Origin of the sequence: Pseudomonas sp. ENNP23 (assembly GCF_001728945.1) — a bacterium.
GTDB classification, from domain to species: Bacteria; Pseudomonadota; Gammaproteobacteria; order Pseudomonadales; family Pseudomonadaceae; genus Metapseudomonas; species Metapseudomonas otitidis.
In genome coordinates this window covers 1-18,577 of record NZ_LYSP01000049.1, presented here as the reverse complement: position 1 = coordinate 18,577, position 18,577 = coordinate 1, and the positions used below count along the sequence as shown (strand labels likewise).

The 18,577-nt window shown below is 66.9% G+C and carries 14 protein-coding genes; 13 read left to right on the top strand and 1 reads right to left on the bottom strand.

Annotated features, from left to right (window positions below; genetic code table 11):
* Positions 1-4 precede the first annotated feature (4 nt).
* From A9G05_RS22630 to tagQ, 5 genes are all read left to right on the top strand, one after another.
* Positions 5-3,130, top strand: a complete 3,126-nt coding sequence (locus A9G05_RS22630; RefSeq protein WP_069563089.1) for a serine/threonine-protein kinase — start codon at positions 5-7, stop codon at positions 3,128-3,130.
* Complete coding sequence (locus tag A9G05_RS22625) at positions 3,130-3,846, top strand: ABC transporter ATP-binding protein (protein WP_069563088.1); 717 nt, start codon at positions 3,130-3,132, stop codon at positions 3,844-3,846. Before A9G05_RS22630 ends, A9G05_RS22625 begins: the two co-directional genes overlap by 1 nt.
* Positions 3,846-5,045, top strand: coding sequence for an ABC transporter permease (locus A9G05_RS22620; protein ID WP_069563087.1), 1,200 nt, complete (start codon positions 3,846-3,848; stop codon positions 5,043-5,045). The genes A9G05_RS22625 and A9G05_RS22620 overlap by 1 nt, the downstream gene beginning before the upstream one ends.
* Positions 5,038-6,735 (top strand): SUMF1/EgtB/PvdO family nonheme iron enzyme, encoded by a 1,698-nt coding sequence (locus A9G05_RS22615; protein WP_069563086.1) that lies wholly within the window; start codon positions 5,038-5,040, stop codon positions 6,733-6,735. Before A9G05_RS22620 ends, A9G05_RS22615 begins: the two co-directional genes overlap by 8 nt.
* Positions 6,736-6,851: 116 nt before the next feature.
* A complete protein-coding gene (tagQ, locus tag A9G05_RS22610; protein WP_069563108.1) occupies positions 6,852-7,844 on the top strand; it encodes a type VI secretion system-associated lipoprotein TagQ in 993 nt (330 codons plus the stop codon).
* 97 nt (positions 7,845-7,941) lie between these two features.
* Here tagQ and A9G05_RS22605 read toward each other — a convergent pair whose 3' ends face one another.
* Positions 7,942-8,166: a YdcH family protein gene (locus tag A9G05_RS22605; RefSeq protein ID WP_069563085.1), complete on the bottom strand. Its 225-nt coding sequence runs from the start codon at positions 8,164-8,166 to the stop codon at positions 7,942-7,944.
* Positions 8,167-8,392: 226 nt separating this feature from the next.
* On the opposite strand from A9G05_RS22605, the gene A9G05_RS22600 reads away from it, so the two are divergent.
* The 8 genes from A9G05_RS22600 (at position 8,393) to A9G05_RS22565 (ending at position 18,446) form a co-directional block, all read left to right on the top strand.
* Positions 8,393-9,616 (top strand): DUF1444 family protein, encoded by a 1,224-nt coding sequence (locus tag A9G05_RS22600; RefSeq protein ID WP_069563084.1) that lies wholly within the window; start codon positions 8,393-8,395, stop codon positions 9,614-9,616.
* A gap of 97 nt (positions 9,617-9,713) precedes the next feature.
* On the top strand, positions 9,714-10,403 hold the full coding sequence (locus A9G05_RS22595; RefSeq protein ID WP_069563083.1) for an ABC transporter substrate-binding protein: 690 nt from the start codon (positions 9,714-9,716) through the stop codon (positions 10,401-10,403).
* A gap of 212 nt (positions 10,404-10,615) precedes the next feature.
* Positions 10,616-11,317 carry an ABC transporter ATP-binding protein gene (locus A9G05_RS22590; RefSeq protein ID WP_069563107.1) on the top strand — a complete coding sequence of 234 codons (702 nt, stop codon included), beginning with the start codon at positions 10,616-10,618 and terminating at the stop codon, positions 11,315-11,317.
* Complete coding sequence (locus A9G05_RS22585) at positions 11,314-12,525, top strand: ABC transporter permease (protein ID WP_069563082.1); 1,212 nt, start codon at positions 11,314-11,316, stop codon at positions 12,523-12,525. The genes A9G05_RS22590 and A9G05_RS22585 overlap by 4 nt, the downstream gene beginning before the upstream one ends.
* A complete protein-coding gene (locus A9G05_RS22580; protein WP_069563081.1) occupies positions 12,518-13,999 on the top strand; it encodes a TolC family protein in 1,482 nt (493 codons plus the stop codon). The genes A9G05_RS22585 and A9G05_RS22580 overlap by 8 nt, the downstream gene beginning before the upstream one ends.
* Entirely contained in the window at positions 13,989-15,248 is a 1,260-nt protein-coding gene (locus tag A9G05_RS22575) for an efflux RND transporter periplasmic adaptor subunit (RefSeq protein WP_069563080.1), read from the top strand. The genes A9G05_RS22580 and A9G05_RS22575 overlap by 11 nt, the downstream gene beginning before the upstream one ends.
* Before the next feature lie 1,062 nt (positions 15,249-16,310).
* Complete coding sequence (gene praB / locus A9G05_RS22570) at positions 16,311-16,790, top strand: alkane oxidation protein activator PraB (RefSeq protein ID WP_069563079.1); 480 nt, start codon at positions 16,311-16,313, stop codon at positions 16,788-16,790.
* A 189-nt stretch (positions 16,791-16,979) separates the two neighbouring features.
* Positions 16,980-18,446: an outer membrane protein transport protein gene (locus tag A9G05_RS22565; RefSeq protein WP_069563078.1), complete on the top strand. Its 1,467-nt coding sequence runs from the start codon at positions 16,980-16,982 to the stop codon at positions 18,444-18,446.
* The last annotated feature ends 131 nt before the right edge of the window (positions 18,447-18,577 follow it).

The window sequence follows — 18,577 nt, the reverse complement described above, 5'->3', positions numbered from 1 at the left end:
CAGCATGGACATTCAGATTCCGGGGTACGAGATCGAGCGCGAACTGGGCGATGGCGCGATGGCCGTCGTCTACCTGGCGACCCAGCGCTCGCTGGAACGCAAGGTGGCGCTGAAGGTGATGGCCGCTGCGCTGGCCAACGACGCCAGCTTCTGCGAGCGCTTCCTGCGCGAGGGCAAGACCCTGGCGCGGCTGTCGCACCCGCACACCGTGACCATCTACGACATCGGCAATGTCGGCAGCCTGTACTACATGGCCATGGAGTACCTGCCCAACGGCACCCTGAAGGAGCGTATCGCCGCCGGCCTGAGCCCCGAGCAGGGCCTGGTGTGGCTGCGCCAGATCGCCTCGGCGCTGGGCTACGCCCATGCCCAGGGCCTGGTGCACCGTGACGTCAAGCCGGCCAACATCCTGTTCCGCGCCGACGGCGGCGCGGTGCTCTCCGACTTCGGCATCGCCAAGGCGCTGGACGACCGCACCCAGTTCACCCAGGCCGGCTTCGCCGTCGGCACCCCCAGCTACATGAGCCCCGAGCAGGCCCGTGGTCAGGAGATCGACGGCCGCGCCGACCTCTACGCCCTGGGCGTGGTGCTCTACGAGATCCTCACCGGGCAACTGCCCTACGTGGGCACCGATTCGCTGTCCACCGCCCTGGCGCACATCACCCAGCCGCTGCCGGAACTGCCCATCGCCCAGGGCCGCTACCAGGAGATCCTCACCCGACTGCTGGCCAAGGACCCGAACGACCGCTATCCCGACGCCGCCGCGCTGATCGCCGCCCTCGACCGCCTGCCGGCTGGGCCCGTGGCGCCGGTGGCCGACGACAACGAGGCGACCCAGTTCCGCCCGCTGGACCTGCCCGGCACTTCCGCCAGCGCGGTAACCCCGCCGGCTGCCAGCGGCATGACCGGGCTGACCCCGGTCAGCGTCTCCATTCCCGACGCCGCCACCCAGGTGCCGCCTGCAGCACCGGTGGCGGACAGCGGCGCCGGCCGCAAGCGCGAGTCGGTGCTGGACACCGAGATGGTCGCCACGCAGAAGCCCGAAGGGCAGAGCCGCGCGCCGCTGATCGTCGCCGCGTCCCTGGCCGCCCTCGGCGTTGCCGCCCTGGGGGGCGGTGGCTACTGGTGGCTCAACCGCGGTGGCGAGAGTGCGCCGCCGGTGGTGCAGGTGCGGGATGGCAGCAACACGGCGCCGACCACCGACACCCCGTCCACGCCCGGCACCAGCACGGCCACGGTAGCCACCCAGGCCACCCCGGCGACCGATGTGCAGGGCGGTGACCGCCCGTTGCTGATGGCCGGCAAGAAGACCCTTTTCGAGCGCGTGCTGAGCAAGCCCGGCGCGCGCTTCGCCAGCCAGGCCGGTGGCCAGGGCGACGGCGAGGCGGTGCCGGCTTTCTCGGTGTTCTACGTGTATGCCCGCCAGGTGGTGAACGGCACCCCCTGGGTGGAAGTGGGGGCCTCCAGCGATGGCCACCGCGACGGCTGGCTGCCGCTGGACAAGGTCAGCGACTGGAAGCAGAGCCTGGTGCTGAAGTTCACCGAGCGTTCGGGCCGTTCGCCGGTGATGTTCCTGCGTGATGCCAACCAGGTGGAGCAGTTCCTCATGGACTCGGCCAAGGCCCGCAACGCGGTGCACCAGGCCCAGTTCGGCGATGCCACCGACCCCGAGCTGGTGGCCATCGAGCCGCCGGCCAGCGCCGTGCCCCAGGACCAGTTCTACCTGCTGCCGATCTTCGACGCGCGGGAGAGCTTCGACAGCAACGGCCAGCCGGTGCAGGTGCTCAACGTCGCCTCCATCGACCCGGGCGACACCCCGCGCAAGCAGGGGGACGGCAAGCCCGCTGCCGCGGCTTCGTCGGACGCCTTCCGCACCGGCATCGTGCTGGTGGTGGACACTTCCGTGTCCATGCAGCCCTACATCGACCGCGTGCGCGACGTGGTCCACCAGCTCCACGGCGAGATCGCCGCCCGCGGCGAGCTGGACAGCGTCAGCTTCGGCATGGTCGGGTTCCGCAGCAACACCGACAAGACGCCGGGCCTGCAGTACACCGCCAAGACCCTGGTCAGCCTGGAGGAGGGCCGCGACCCGGCGCGCTTCCTGGAGCTGGCTCAGCAGGTCAAGGCCACCAGCGTCTCCAGCCACGACTACAACGAGGACGCCTTCGCCGGCGTGATGCAGGCCGTCGACGGCATGGACTGGAGCGGCTACGGCGGCCGCCTGATCCTGCTGGTCAGCGATGCCGGCGCGCTGCGCAAGAGCGACCCGTTGGGGCAGACCCGCATGAACGAGGCCGAAGTGCGCCAGGCGGCGCTGCGCAAGCAGATCAAGATCTACGCGCTGCACCTGAAGACCGACACCGGCAAGAAGAACCACAGCTTCGCCGAGCAGCAGTACCGCGTGCTCACTGCCGACGCCAACCCGCAGATCGGCGATCTGTACATCCCTGTGGGCGGTGGCGACGTGAAGACGTTCGGCGAGAGCGTCAACGAGATCGCCAGCACCTTCGCCGATCTGGTGCACAAGGTGCGCAGCAATGCCGAACTGAAGGCGCCCACCGGCGGCGCCAGCATTGCTGCCAAGACCGAAGCCATCGGCTACGCCATGCACATGGACTTCCTCGGCCACCGCAACCAGGCCCGCGCCCCGCAACTGGTCACCGCCTGGACCTCGGACCGCGACCTGACCAACCCGCAGCTGCCGGCCTTTCAGGTCTGTGTGCTGCTCACCAAGCTGCAGCTCAACGACCTGCAGCAGGCGCTCAAGGTGATCGTCGACGCCGCGCGCCGCACCCAGAGTTCGCCCAAGGATTTCTTCCAGGAAATCGCCAGCGCCAGCGCCTACATGAGCCGCGACCCGGCCAGGCTGACCCAGGGCGGCAACCTGGCCGAGAGCGGCCTGCTGGGCGAGTACCTGGACGGCCTGCCGTACCGCAGCAAGGCGCTGAACATGAGCCAGGATTTGTGGCTGTCGCTGTCGGTGGCCGAGCAGGAAGACTTCATCGACGAGCTGGAATCGAAGATCCGTCTCTACGAGACCTTCCACAACGACACCGCCAACTGGGTGCGCTTCGGCGACGCCGCCCCCGGTGACGCCCTCTACCGCGTGCCGCTGTCGACGCTGCCCTGATGCTGCGCATCCGCGACCTGCGCAAGACGCGCGGGCAGGGCAGCCAGCGCTACAGCCTGGAGATCCCCCGGCTGGATCTGCGCAGCGGCCAGCGCCTGGCCCTGGTCGGCCCCAGTGGCAGCGGCAAGAGCACCGTGCTCGACCTGCTGGCCCTGGTGCTGTCGCCGGACCTAGGCGCGCTGATGGAATTCGACGACGCCGACACCCAGCACGACCTCGCCGCGCTCTGGCGTGACGGCCGGCAGGATGCCCTGGCGGCCTTGCGCGGCCGCGCCATCGGCTACGTGCTGCAGACCGGCGGGCTGCTCGGTTACCTCGACGTGGCCGGCAACATCGGCCTGCCCCGGCGTCTGCTGGGCCTGCCGGAGAACGGCAGCGTCGAGCGCCTGGCCAAGCAACTGGAGATCGCCGAGCAATTGCACAAGCGCCCGGCGGCACTCTCCGTCGGCCAGCGCCAGCGGGTCGGTATCGCCCGTGCCCTGGCGCACCAGCCGCGCCTGCTGCTGGCCGACGAACCCACCGCCTCGCTGGACCCGCTCAACGCCGAGCGGGTCATGCACCTGTTGGTGGAGCAGGCCGAGTACCGCGAGCTGTGCCTGGTGGTGGCGACACACGACCACGCCCTGGCCGAACGCGCCGGGCTGGTGCCGCTGCCCATCGGCCTGCAGCGCGGCGCCGATGGTGGTGTCACCGCGACCCTGGCGGAGGCCCGCTGATGCGCGGCGCGCTGCTGGCCGGCCTGGCCTGGGACGACTACCGCGACGAGGCACGCCTGTCGCTGTGCGCGGTGCTGGCGCTGGTGGCCGTGGTGGCGCCCTTGCTGGTGCTGTTCGGCCTCAAGCATGGCCTGGTCAGCACCCTCACCGAGCGCCTGGAGCGTGACCCGGCTGTGCGCGAGGTGATCCCCCTTGGCGGTGCACGGTTCAGCCTGGCGGGCATCGCCGAGCTGGCGGCCCGGCCCGACGTGGCCTTCGTGGTGCCCCGCACCCGGCAGATCGCCGCCACCGCCGACCTCTACGCCGACGACAGCGCGCAACCGCTCACCGTGGAGATGGTCCCCAGTGCCGCAGGCGACCCGCTGGTGAATGCGGCGCAATTGCCCGGCGCCGACGAGGTGGTGCTCAGCCAGCGCGCCGCCGAGCGCCTCGGGGTGCAGACCGGTGCGCTGCTCACCGCCGCCTTCGGCCGCGCCAGCAATGGCCAGCCGGAATTCCAGCGCACGCGCCTGCGGGTCAAGGCGGTGCTGCCCCTGGAGGCCTACCCGCGCCCGGCACTGTTCGCCCGGCTCGACCTGCTGGAAGCAGTAGAGGACTACCGCGACGGCCTGGCCGTGCCGCGCTTCGGCTGGCCGGGTGCCGAGGCCGGCGCCACGCGGGCGAGGGTCTACCCCGGCTTCCGCCTCTACGCCCGCGATCTGGATGCGGTGGAGCCGCTGCGGCTGTACTTCGCCGAGCGCGGCCTGGAAGTCGCCACCCAGGCCCAGGCCATCGCCCAGGTGCGCGCCCTGAGCCGCAACCTGACCCTGGTGTTCTGGGTCATCGCCGCGCTCGCCCTGGCCGGCGCCTTCGCCGCCATGGCGGCGAGTACCCTGGCGGCGGTGGAGCGCAAGCGCCGCGACCTCTCGGTGCTGCGCCTGCTGGGCTTCCCGACCGTCGGCCTGGTGCTGTTCGTGGTGCTCCAGGCGCTCTACACGGGGCTGATCGCCCTGGTGCTCGCCGGGCTGTTGTACCTGGTGGCCGAGAGTGGCTTGAACCAGTTGTTCCAGTCGGCCGAGGGCGAACAGGCCTGCCGTCTGGACTTCGCCCATTACCTGCTGGCGCTGCTGGCGACCCTCGGCTGCAGCGCCCTGGCCGCTGCCACCGGTGGGTGGCGCGCGGCCCGCATCGAAGCCTCGGAAGGACTACGTGATGTCTAAGTTGCTGACAGTCGCATGCTCACTGTCCCTGGTCGCCGCCGTGGCCCAGGCCGACCCGGACCCGCTCTACAACCCCAAGCCGATGGATGACGACGTGCTGCTGCCGCTGCCCTGCGAGGGGCAGATGGCCTTCCGCTACGTCTATGTGCTGGCCAAGGGCGCGCTGGACGACCGCGAGGTGAGCCTCGGCTACCCCTTCAGCGAAGGCGAGACGGGCTACCAGCAGTCGTTCATCTCCGGCTACCGGCGCGACTACATCAACGGCCAGTTCACTCTCAACGACCTGCCCAAGCCCTGGCAGGCGAAGGTCGGCCCCGGCCTGCCCAAGCCGGAGAAGGGCACGCTGCTCAAGCCCATGCTGTATTTCGTCGGCAAGTACGAGGTGACCCAGCGCCAGTACGACCTGGTGATGGCCCAGGCGCCGTCCCTGGCCGGCCAGGGCGAGCCGCCGGCGTGCGAACCGGCCCAGCCGGGCATGGCGGCGCGGTTGCCGAAGGTGAGCCTGTCGCACTTCGACGCCGAGCGCTTCGCCGCCGTCTACAGCGCCTGGCTGCTGAAGAACCACCGCGACCTGCTGCCGGTCAGCGGCCGGGGTACCAAGGCGGAGGAGGGCGGCGTCGCCTTCGTGCGCCTGCCCACCGAGGTGGAATGGGAATACGCCGCCCGTGGCGCCCATGCCGTCAGCCGTCAGGAGCTGGAGGCCCGGCTGTTCCCGCGCAAGCAGGAGGGTGCCGAGGGTGACGGCCCGCTGGCCGACTGGGCAGTGTTCAACCAGGTGGCCGGCGGCACCGGCCAGGCGGCGCGGCTGCTGCCGGTGGGCCTGAAGAAGCCCAACCCGATCGGCCTGTTCGACGTGATCGGCAACGCTGCGGAGATGGTCCAGGAATCCTTCCAACTGGTTCACGCGGGGCGTCGCCAAGGCACCTACGGCGGCTTCGTAGTCAAAGGCGGCAACTACCTGGAAGGTGAAATGACGCTGTTCACCGGCATGCGCCGCGAGTACCCGCTGTTCGCCGCCGACGGCACCGAGCAGCGCAACGAGACCACCGGCTTTCGCGTGGCCATCGGCGCACTCTCGGCCCCGCGCTCGCGCTACAAGGAACTGTTCGAGCAATGGAAGGCCGAAGGCCGTTCCTCGTCCCTCACCGACGAGATCAGCGAAGACCAGGACCCCACCCGACTGCTCGACAGCGTGATCGCCAGCAGCACCGACCCGGAGCTGCAGGGGCGCCTGGCACTGGTCAACGAGGAACTCAAGCGCAACATCTCGCTGATCGCGAAACAGCGTGAGGAGGCCGCGGGCAACCTGATACAGTCCGCCGCCCTGGTGGCCGAGACCATCAACAACTACAACATCCGCCTGACCAACCTGAAGAAGAGCCGCGACCAGGCCCAGGCGGCCAAGGACGAGAACGCCGCCAAGCTCTACGAGAGCGCGATGACCAACGGCCGCACGGCGCTCGACGGCGCCCTGGCGATCTATATTGACAACCTGGCCACCGGCACCCGCTATACCGACGCGGTGATCCAGGCGCAGTTCCAGCGAACCAGGGAGGAACTCAACCGAAACCCGGTATTGGGCAAGAGCCTCGTGAACCGGGCCACGCTTTTCGTCAAGCATGTCGGCCAATATCGGCAACAGCGCAAGGCGGACAAGGATGTGATTCTGAAGGAACTGCTCGGCCCCTGAGCGGCGGTCGGCAACGATCCGGTACCCAGGCAGGGCACAGGGATGAAGATCAGGCGGGCGACCGTGCGTCCGCATGAACCAGGACAACTCATAGAACGAGAGCAATGACCATGGCTATGGCTACTCCACGCAACATTCCGGCTTTCTCTTCGGTGCGCACTGCGCTGATCACCGCCGTCACCTGCACCAGCGTCCTGCTCACCGGCTGCGCCGGCATGGGCTCGCCCAGCTCCAAGGTGGCCGCCACCACCAAGGCGGAGTACTACCCGCAGTGCTACCAGCCGGTGAGCCAGTTGCGCGCCTCCGACCAGGCGGTGACCCAGTCCGTGGCCACCGGCGCCATTGCCGGCGGTGTGCTTGGCGCCCTGGCCGGCGGCCTGTCCAGTGATGAGCACGCCGGTCGCAATGCCCTGATCGGTGCCGCCGGTGGCGCCCTGGTGGGCGGTGCAGCCGGTTACTACACCGCGCGCCAGCAGCAGATCGCCGACGACAACGCGCGCATCGCTTCCTACGCCACCGACATCGACAGCAGCAGTGGCGAACTGGACCGCAGCATCCGCTACGCCAGCGCCGCCCAGAGCTGCTACCAGCGTGAGTTCAACAACTTGATGAACGCGCGCAAGTCGAAGAGCATCAGCGACAGCGAAGGTCGCCTGCGCATGGCCGAGATCGTCGCCGGCCTGCAGGAAACCAACGCCCTGATGGCTGCCGTGGATGGCCGTGCCGGCGAGAACATCAACACCTACACCCAGGCCTACGAGCGTGACCTGCAGACCGTGGGCGTCGAGCGCCAGACCGTGACCCAGGTGGTCGCCGCCGAGAACCCGGTCAGCATCGCCAGCCAGGGCGGCAAGGCCACCGGCACCAAGGCGTCCGGCAGCAAGGCCTCCACCAAGGCGTCCACCACCAAGGCCAGCACCAAGGCGACCACCGCTGCCGCGAAGAAGGTGCCGAAGGAAGCCGTGGCCACCGAGCGCACCCTGCAGAAGGCCGAAGCCAAGCGTGCCGAAAGCCAGAAGGTCGCCAGCCAGGGCGCAACCATGGTCAGCGACGTGTGCAACAGCCCCGACATGGGTGACTGGGCACCGGCCAGTTGCTCCAAGGTGTGAGTGTGTACGGCGGGCCTCTGGTGGCCCGCCCTTTGGCTACTGCCTGTGTGCAGCAGGTTTGCACACAGGCAGTGGGGCAGGCAGTTGGGGGTGATTGTCAGGGTGTTTGTTGCGAGTGCTGTTTGAGGATCTCGTACAGCTCTTCTTTCAATTTGAGTTTCTGTTTTTTCAGGTCTCTTACTTCGTTGCTGTAGTCACTGGCGTGGTGTTTTTCCAGGTTTTTTATCTCCTCATCCAACGCATTGTGCTGGTCGAACTTCTTCTGGAAGTGAGCATCGTTGTGTTTGAGTTTCGTGATCAGCGTTCTGTATTCGGGAAACATGGACGGCGAATCTCCTGGGGTTGTTCGAGGACACCTGTTACCACGCTATGCCTTCGTCACCGGGGATTTGCTGACCCTTGTCAACATGCCTATGTGCAATGAGGCTGTATTCGTCACTCTTTTACAGGTTTCTGGTCAGGGGCGGCTGTGCAGGCCCTGTGGGGTTGCGCACAGGGAACAGATCCTCCTGAATTCATCGCCTGATTGATTCTGTTTTGGTAAAGCCATGGCATTTCTCGACTTCCTCTTCAACCGCAAGCCCTCGCCGGATGCCTTCGCCGCGCTGTTCGAATCCGCTGCCCGCAAGGCCGGCTTCAAGGGCGAGTTGCACTACAACCCCCGCGACTTCCGCCTCAACTATGGCGAGAGCGCCTTCTTCAACCTGCACAACGCTTACCGCGAGTACTGCAACGCGCGTGGGCCGGGCCGGCGCAAGGCGCTGCAGGGTTACATCGCGGCCTTGTGCGACAACCAGCGCGCCCAGGCCATGCCGCTGGACGACGCCCGCCCGCTGCTGCTGCCGGTGGTGCGCAGCCTCGGCACCCTGGAAGATGTGCGCCTGCACCATCTGCGCACCGACGGTCACGACAATGACTTCCACCCGGCCTACCTGCCCCTGGGCCTGGACGCCGCCGTGCTGCTGGCCATCGACCACCCCGAGTCCACCGCGACTCTGGTGGAGGGACCGGACCGCAGTTGGGACATCCGCCTGGAGGAGGGCATCGCCATCGCCCTCACCAACCTGCGCGACAGCACCGCTGACCGCTTCATCCAGCCCGCGCCGGGGGTCTTCCAGGGCGCCTGGGGCGACGGCTACGACACCAGCCGCATCCTCCTGCCCGATGTGCTAGAACGGCTGCCGCTCAAGGGCCGCCCGGTGTTCATGATCCCCACCCGTGATGTGCTGCTGGTCGCCGGCGACCGTGACGGGCACGGCCTCGCCAGCATGGTGGAGCTGAGCCTGGAGGCGATGGAGAAGGGCCGCATCCTCTCGGCGGGCCTGTACTGCTACGAAAACGCCAAGGTGGTGCCCTACAGCGTGCACAACCCAGTGCTCCAGGCGCGCCTGGAGCGGTTGCGCAAGCTCTACACCAAGAGCGAGTACGACACCCACAAGCAGGCGCTGGACCTGATCAACGAAGACAACGCTGTGGACATCTTCGTCGCCAACTACCTGCTGTTCGCCAGCCAGCAGGACCCGGAGCAACTGTTCTCCCTCAGCACCTGGACCCGTGGCGTCGACACGCTGCTCCCGGTCACCGAGCGCCTGATGCTGGTCCGCCCGGAAGGTGACACCGGCAACGCCCAGACTCGCATGGTCGCCTGGGACCAGGCCCTTGAGCTGCTGGGCGAGTACCTGGAGCCTGCACCCGGCCACTACCCTCCGCGTTACCGCACCCTGGGTTTCCCCGAACCGAGCCGCGCCGAGCTGCTCGATGAGCTCGGCTGAGAGGCCGTTTCTGAGAAGCAGGTAGGCCACTCTGCATCGCCGGGCGTTGAGTCATGCGTGAACTACGCTCACAAAAACAACTCGTGAGGGGCTTGTCATGCGTATTTTTCTGCTTTGCGTCCTACTCTTTGCCACCCAGCTTTCTGCAGAACCTTTGCGCCTGATGACCCATGATCTGCCGCCCTACAGCTTCGTGAATGAACAGGGGAATGCAGATGGTCTGGCTGTTCGTCCGGTGCAGTGTGCCCTGGAGAAAATAGGCGTTGATTTCAGCATCCAGTTCGTTCCCTGGAAGCGTGCGCAGAGCATGGTGAAGGACGGTCTCGCCGATGGGTTTTTCGGTGCGTCGCGCTCGGCCGAGCGTGATGCCTATGCCACGCTCAGCGCGACCATTGCGCCCCAGGAGTGGCGTTGGTTCCTGCTCGCTGATAACGCTTCCGATCCTCGCAGTGAGGCGTTTCGGGCGCACAGCAAGGTTTCAAGCTTCATCGGCGCCAATATGCAGAAGTGGCTTCAGCAACATGGCTACGACGCCGAGGTCGTCCCGGCAACGAACCAGCAGTTGCTGCAGATGCTGCTTGCCAAGCGGCTTGACGCGATTCTTGCGAATCACCTCGTGATGACCGAACTGCTTCGTGAAAACAATGCAGAGGCTGACGTTCGCTCGGTTCTGCAGCTCGACAAACCCTTGGGCGTTTATTTTTCACACCGTGGGCTCAAGGCGCTTCCTGGTGATTTCATCGAACGCTTCAACAGGGCTGTTGAGGCGTGCCAGCTCGAAACTTGAATGGCTAAGCATTTCGCTGGTATCTGACTGGTTCATCCACTCCGTCGAACCAAGGGGCCCAAACTAAAGATTGGCTTTACCTGAGAGGGATTTTTGCCCTTACTGAGCGCTGCGCCGAGCCCTGCCTGGGGCGGCGCAGATGCCGGTTGTAGAGCGGTTTCGCCCACGTTCTGCGGGCGTGGCGCACAGTACGGAACGGCGGAAACATGGACATGTTGCACAACAATAACCAGCGGCTCATCCGCCTGCGGGACATCGACAAGCGTTACCACCACGCCGGCCAGGAGCTGAGCATCCTGCGCGGTGTTTGCCTTGAGGTGGCGCGCGGTGAGAGCTGCGCCATCCTCGGCAGCTCAGGGTCGGGCAAGAGCACCCTGCTCAACGTCCTCGGCCTGCTCGACCGGCCCAGCGCCGGCGACTACCACCTGGCCGGGCAGGACGTGCTGCGGGCCACGCCGGATCAACTGGCGGCCCTGCGCAATCGCCTGATCGGCTTTGTCTTCCAGAGTTTCAACCTGCTGCCGCGCCTGAGCGCGCTGGACAACGTGGCGCTACCCCTGAGCTACCGTGGCGTGCCCCTGGGCGAGTCCCGCGAGCGTGCGCGGGCGGTGCTGGAGCAGGTCGGCCTGGCCCAGCGTGCGGCCCATCGCCCGGCCGATCTGTCCGGCGGTCAGCGGCAGCGGGTGGCCATCGCCCGGGCACTGGTGGGCGAGCCCTCGCTGATTCTGGCCGACGAACCCACCGGCAACCTGGATACGGCCACCGCCGAGGACATCATGGCCCTGCTGCTCGCGCTCAACCGCGACCAGGGCGTGACCCTGGTGATCGTCACCCACGACCCCGGCATCGCCGAACGCCTGTGCCGGCAGGTGCGGGTGGTGCAGGGTCGTGTCAGCGAGGCGTTGCCGGCATGAGCGCCCGCGCCGGGTTCGCCTCGCCCTCCCTGGGCCAGTTGCTGCACGAGGCCATCGGCAGCCTGCGCAACCTGGGGCGGCGTTCGCTGCTGGCGCTGCTGGGCATCGTCATGGGCAGTTGCTCGGTGATTGCGCTGCTCAATATCGGCAGCAACGCGGCGGACCAGGCCATGAGCGTGTTCAAGGAGATGGGTACCGAGACGGTGGTGGTGCAGTTGCCCTCTGGCGCCCGCGGCCAGGATGGGCTGCCGCTGCGCCTGGATGTGGATGCCCTGCGCGAAGCCGTGCCCGAGGTTGCCACGGCCAGCCCGGTGGTGCTCTACAGCGCGCCGGTGGTATTCCACGGGCGCAGCGCCAACCTGGCGTTGGTGGGGGCCGGTGATGCGCTGGCGGATACCGCCGGGCTGCGCCTGGCGGAAGGGCGCTACCTGTCCGCCTTCGACCGGCGTGAGGCCTTCGTGGTGGTTGGCAGCCGAGCGGCCCAGGTGCTGGGCGAACCGGCCGATCCGCTGCGAGTGGGCGACTGGCTGCGTATCGGCCACTACCAGTTCCAGGTGATCGGCCGGCTGCGGGCCCAGGGGGAGGGCGGGATCATCCCCTTCACCAGCAACGACTCGCTGTTCCTCACCGAAAGCGGGATGGCCCGGGTGAATACCGACCCGCGCCTCGGCGCGCTGCTGGCCCGGGTCGCCCCCGACCAGGCGGTGGCGCCAGTGGGCGAGCGGGTGGCGGCCTGGGTCAACGACCGCATCGCCGGGGAGGAGAAAGGCTCCCTGCAGGTGGCCGAGCAGATGATCGAGGCCATGCAGCAGCAGACCCGCACCTTCACCTACCTGCTGGGCGGGCTGGGGGCGATCTCCCTGGCCGGCGGCGGGGTGGGGGTGATGAACGTGATGCTGATGAACGTCAGCGAGCGCCGCCGGGAGATCGGCGTGCGCATGGCCCTGGGGGCGCGGCAGCGGGACATCCGCAACCTGTTCCTGCTGGAAGCGGTGACGCTGACCGCTGCTGGTGCGCTGTCCGGCGCGCTGCTGGGCATCGCCGCCGCCTGGGGTTACGCCTGGCTATCCGGCTGGACCTTCAGCCTGGCGGCCTCGGCGCTGCCGCTGGGGATGGGCAGCACGCTGCTGGTGGGGCTGTTCTTCGGCCTCTACCCGGCGGTCTCCGCCTCGCGCTTGCAGCCGGTCGAGGCTCTGCGCGATGCGTAAGGCGCTGCTGGCGTCGCTCCTGGCCGTTGCGCTGCCCGCCCTGGGTGCGCCGTGGAGCGAGCGGCTCGCACCCTCGGCGCCGAGCATGGCGGGGAAGAGTCGCAGCGTATTGCTCAGCGAGCAGGAGGCCGACCTCAGCCTGCTGGATGCCGTGGCCCTGGGTCTGCGCAACAACCGCAGCATCCAGAGCAGCTACCTGCGGCGCATTGCGCAGAAGTTCGACCTGCGGGTGGCGGAGGACGCCTTCACGCCCAAGCTCTACATCAACGGCACCTACCGGGCCAACCGCAACCACCAGGACCGCTACCGCGATGGGCGCATCGGTCCCACTGCCACCTTGCTCGGTGAGTTCGGCACCCAGGTCGCCCTGAGCTGGAGCCATGGCTACAACGAGGCCGACGTGGCCGGGCGACGGCGCAACGACGGCGTCGACCTGACGCTCATCCAGCCGCTGCTGCGCAATGCTGGGCGCGAGGTGAACCGGGCACCGGTGCGCATCGCCCAACTCGCCGAACAGGCCAATCGACTGGCGTTGAAGTCCAGCGTCTCGCAGACCATCACCGCCATCATCAGCGCTTACCGCAACCTGCTGCGGGCTCAGGAGCAACTGCGCATCGCCCATGCTGCGCTGGAGCGCACCCGCGAGCTGGTCAAGGTCAACCGCTCGATGATCGAAGCGGGGCGCATGGCCGAATTCGAAATCGTGCAGACCGAAGCCGACCTGGCGACCCAGGAACTGGGTGTGGAGGAGGCCGCGAACCAGGTGGATACCTCGCGCCTGGAGCTGTTGCGCCTGTTGGCCCTGGACCTGTCTTCGCGCATCCGTGCCAGCGACGAACTGGGAGCTGAGTCCATGGAGGTGAACCGCGAGCAGGCACTGCGTCTGGCCGAGCAGCAGCAGCCGGACTACCTGCGCCAACTGATCGCCCGTGAGCAGGCCGACCTCAACCTGGTGATCGCCGAGAACCAACGCTTGTGGGACGTGTCCCTGGAAGTAGGAGGCAGCCAGCGCCAGGATCGCTACAGCTACCCCACCGCCAGCGGCTCCGACCGCTCCTGGGACAGCTACGCCGGTATCCGCGTGGACATCCCCATCGGCGACCTGTCGCGGCGCCAGGCGGAGGTGCAGGCGCGGGTCAACGTGGAGGACCAGGCCCTGCAGGTGGCCGACGCGCGACAACTGCTGGAGCGCAACGTCACCGACGTGGTGCGCGACGTGGGCACCCGCTGGCGTCAACTGGAAATCGCCAACCGCGCCCTGGCCCTGTCCCAGCGCAAGCTTGCGATCGAGCGGGAGAAGCTCGCGGCCGGGCGATCCAGCAACTTCCAGGTACTCAGTTTCGAGAGCGACCTGCGCAACGCGGAAAACGCCCGCCTCAACGCGATGCTGGCCTACCTGGAGGCGCAGACGCGGCTGGACCTGACCCTGGGCCTCACACTCGACCGATGGGACATTTCGCTCAATGACTACTGACCGTCGCGCCTTCATCCGCCGTGGGCTGTTCCTGACCCTGCCGTTGCTGCTGGTGGCCGGCCTGGCCTGGGGCCTGCGTGAAGCCCCGGCGCGGGAGCCGGCGGGGCGCCAATGGGTGACGGTACAGCCCGAGCCGCTTGAGCAGAGCGTGGGCCTGGTGGGGCGCATCGAGGCCGAGCGCACCCTGGTGCTGACGGCACCCTTCGCCGGGCGGGTGGCCAAGCTGCCCGTGGCGCTCGGACAGCGGGTGAAGAGCGGCCAGTTGCTGCTGCGCATGGACACCGGCGAGACCGAAGTGCAGCAGCGCGAGGCCCTGGCCAGCCTGCTGCGCGCCCGACGCACTCTGCAGGAGCTGGAGGATTGGGACAGCGGCGAGGAAATGACCCGTGCCCGGCGCACCCTGCGCAGTGCCGAACTGGCCCTGGCCAGCAGCGAGAAGAAGCTGGCCCAGACCCGCGCCTTGTACGAGCGCGGCATCATTCCGCGCAACGAACTGGAGGACCTGGAGCAGCAGGCTCGCCTCCAGCGCCTCGACCGCGAGGCCGCCGAGCGCGACCTGGCCCGCTCGCGCAGCCGGGGCAGTGGTGAGTACCTGCAGATCGCCCGGATGGAGCTGGCCAACGCTGAAGCGCGCCACGGGGCCCTGCAGGCCTTGCTGGAAGCCCGGGAAGTACGCGCCCCCTTCGCCGGCATCCTGGTCGCGCCGCCGGGCAGCGGTACGCCGGAGGATGCGACGCGGGGCCCGGTCCAGGCCGGTGCCACGGTGACCCAGGGGGCGCCCTTGTTCGGTGTGGCCGGTATCGAGCGGCTGCGCATCGTCGCGCGGGTCTCGGAGCTGGACGTGAACCAGTTGCGGGAAGGTATGCCAGTGCGGGTCGAGGGCGACGGCTTCGAGGGTGAGGCGCTTCAGGGCACGGTCAACGTGGTCGGTGGGCAGGCCCTGGCCGGGAACGGGCAGGGCGGGGCTCAGTTCGAAGTGGTGGTGGCCGTCGCCGATCTCGACGAGGGCCAACTGGCCCGCGTGCGCCTGGGCATGAGTGCGCGCTTGTCGATCCAGGTCTACCGCAACCCGTCGGCCCTGGTGCTGCCGCCCCGTGCCCTGCACAGCGAAGGCGGGCGTTGGTGGGTGGATTACCGCGCCACCCCCGAGGCTGCCGTCCAGCGCCTGCCGGTGCGACCCGGACGGGCCGCCAGCGGCGGCATCGAGGTCTTCGACCTGCAACCCGGCCAGGTGGCACTGGACGGCTGAGCCAAAGCTGTCCGTAGCTGCCCGTAGCCCGGGCTTCAGCCCGGGACATAGCGCCGTGCTTCCAATGTTCGGTTCAAACCGCTGCCTGTATCGCACCCCCTGCAGCTCAGCAGACAAGAAAGATCGCCCAATAAAGGCGGCATAAGCCCACTTTTACCTTCCTGTTCCCGCCCGTCTCGCTGCCAGCCTTCTCTCGACGCACTGCAGGTCCACCGTCAGAGCCCATCCTCCAAGCACCCGCTCGTGCGCCATTCTGGTGCGGTGTCCCCAATGGAAACACGCCCCTAGCCCAGTCCTGACGGGGCAGTCAGCTTGAACTCGGGAGAAAGTGTGTAGGAAGTTCCCGTTCGCACCGCTTCGCTGGGGCGCTCTAGGCCGAGGGGGACCCATCTTTTGCTAGGTATGAATCGCAGTTCACCAACCTAATCTCAGTTCCGGCGCAACGACCTGGCAAAGCCCCACACGAGGTGGGGTGTAACGCCTACGGAAAGACGCCAACAGCAACGAACCCTGGCGAATCGGTAACCACGGTCGCTACGCATTGGAACGCAGCAGGGAGGTGGCAACGGATGCTCCACGTCTTCGCCCACTTGGGCCACGCACCTATCACCCGCCGGGAATCTGCCGCCCGGCTCTTTCGCGATGAAGCCCGGACAACTGCCGGCGTCGTCGTGCTCGCACCGCCTGCGAGGCGGTATCGGCAGCACCCTGTCTCGGGCCTTGGAGCCCGGTTCAACCGACAGCAGTGAACGATGGGCCGCCCGACTCCGGGCGGCACGGTCAGCGCCTTGCCGGGGCGTGTGAAGGACGACAAGCGCAGCCAGGGATCGCTGCATTCTCGAGAGCCGACCTTCGCACTCACCGACGGGCCTGTGGAGCCTGGAGCGGGCAGTGTGCCGCCGAGATGGACCCGAATACCCAGCCAGCCGCTGCGGGTCGATCACGGAAGGGTTCGCACCAGGTTTGAAAAGCGGTCATGGGATCAATAGGAAGGTCTGAGTGGTTCATTCCCAGGTGACCAAAACAACCATGCTTTGCTTATCAACCAAGGAACGAAAAACAATGAAAATGTCCAAAATCTCCGTTGCTACCGCTGCCCTGGCCCTCTGCATGGGCGCTTCCTCTGCCATGGCGGTGACCATCACCCCGACCAACACCAAGTTCTCCGCCAAGGGTGTATCGGTGGTGAAGCCGGGCTTCCTCAGCCCGGTCACCTGCAACGTGGAATTCATCGGCACCACCAACAACAACAACACCGCCACCATCACTGCGGTGAACATCACCGGTGGTGGTCTTTGCGGCCTGGCCAGCACTGCCGGGCTGCCCTGGACCCTGACTGCTACCAGCACCACCACCGGCACCGTCAGTGGTGTCAAGTTCGTCGTAGCGGGTATCAACTGCAGCTCTGCGCCGGTAACCGTGAACGGTGCCTGGAGCAACGCCGCCAACACCCTGACCCTGACCCCGAACCAGGCCGTTGGCATCTGCACCATCCAGAGCCTGTCGGTGAGCCCGAACCCGGCCTTCACCGTTCTGCCCTGATGGCACCGGCCCTTCCCCCTGTGGGAAGGGCCGTCTCCAGCGATCCCACCCCATAACAATTGCGCGTACCCCGTACGCCCCGAGGCGATGCCCGAACGAACGCCGGCCGGTGAGCGGTTGTACGTCGAATGACTCGGAAGTCCGCCATCGGATGCACCAGCGCACAACAATAAGAACCCAGGAGTTGTCATGAAGCCGTATGTCCCGTCATCCCAACGTAACGCCCCCGTCCTGCGCCGCTCGCTGCTCAGCCTGGCGGTGGTCGGTGCCCTGCTCGGCGTCCAGCAGGCCGAGGCTGGTGCCTTCGCTGTGCCCACCTACGGCACCCCCGGTTGGGGCCGTGCCTTTGCCGGTGGCTCCCTGTGGCACAACGACCCCTCTGCTGCTTTCAATAACCCCGCAGCCATGGCCTTCATCGAACGCCCGGTGGGGCAGGTTTCGGCGATCTATGCCGACATCGACATGAAGTTCAAAGGCCAGGCCTATGACTATGAGGGCAACCCTCGTGTCGACTACGCCGATGGCGCTGATATTGGAACCTCGAACTATCAGACGCTTGGCGATGGTGGCAACGGCGGATTCAGCAAGTGGTTGCCCACTCAGTTCCTGGTCATTCCGTTAGGCGATCGCTTTGCGTTCGGCTTGGGGCAGGTCGTACCCATGGGAATGCGCAGTACCTGGGACAAGAACTTCAAAGGCAAGGACTTCGCTCTGGACACCAAGATCGAAACGGCGGCACTGGCAGGTTCGGTGTCGTTCAAGATCGACGACCAGTGGGCCATTGGTGGCGGTGTGGTAATTCAGCGTACTCAGGGATTCGTCAGTCAGAACGTTGACCTGATGGCCGCTGCGGGCGCTGCGCCTGACTCTTTTGCAAATGGCTTGCTGCATGCGGGAGCCAGTAGGGCAACGATGCGGGTGAAGGTGGATAACGTTTCGCCCGGTTGGTTTGCCAGTGTCGCCTGGAAGCCAACAGCTCGTGACACCCTGGGCCTCGCCTATCACGCCCGCATCAAGAATGAGTTGGAGGGGAAGTACAGCTGGCACTTCAATGATGCGACGGGGATTGCCCCCTTCGACTCTCCGAGCGTGATGAATCCCGACACCTTGGCTTTTTTCTATCCAGGGCTGGTCCTCAACCCCAATGGTGATGACGCCAAGTCCCGCATGGACATCCCGGCCATGGCGGTCCTTGACTGGGTCCACGACTTCAACGACAGCTTCAGCCTGGGTGCCAGCGTCACCTGGACCCAGTGGTCGTCCTTCGAGTCCCTCAAGCTCACCTCCAACGGCAACCTGATCGTCGACATTCCCTACAACTACAAGGACACCTGGATGTACTCGCTGGGCGGTGACTACCGCTTCAACGATCAGTTGACCCTGCGGGCGGGTGTGGCGCTGGACCAGACGCCGACCCGCAACTCCACCCGTGATGCGCGCATCCCGGATGGCGATCGGACCTTCGTGTCCATTGGTGGCAGCTACCGCTTCGGCTTCGACCCGAACCTCAGCGTGGACATGGCGTACTCCCGCCAGTTCGTCGACGAGGGCCGCCTGCGCACCGTCAACCAGCCGCGTCTCGGGGGCGGCAGCATCGACGGCAAGGTTGAATCCAAGGGCCAGATTTTCAGCGTTTCGGCCACCTACCTGTTCTAAGTCGCGGTCCCCCCGCGTCATACCCCTCACGGCCCGGTTCCCGGGGCATCGGGCCGATCCGGAACAGTAAGTGGACGTTTGGGCAGGCCGATCACCCGTGTCCTCACCACGGGTGGGCCTGCCTTTTTTTA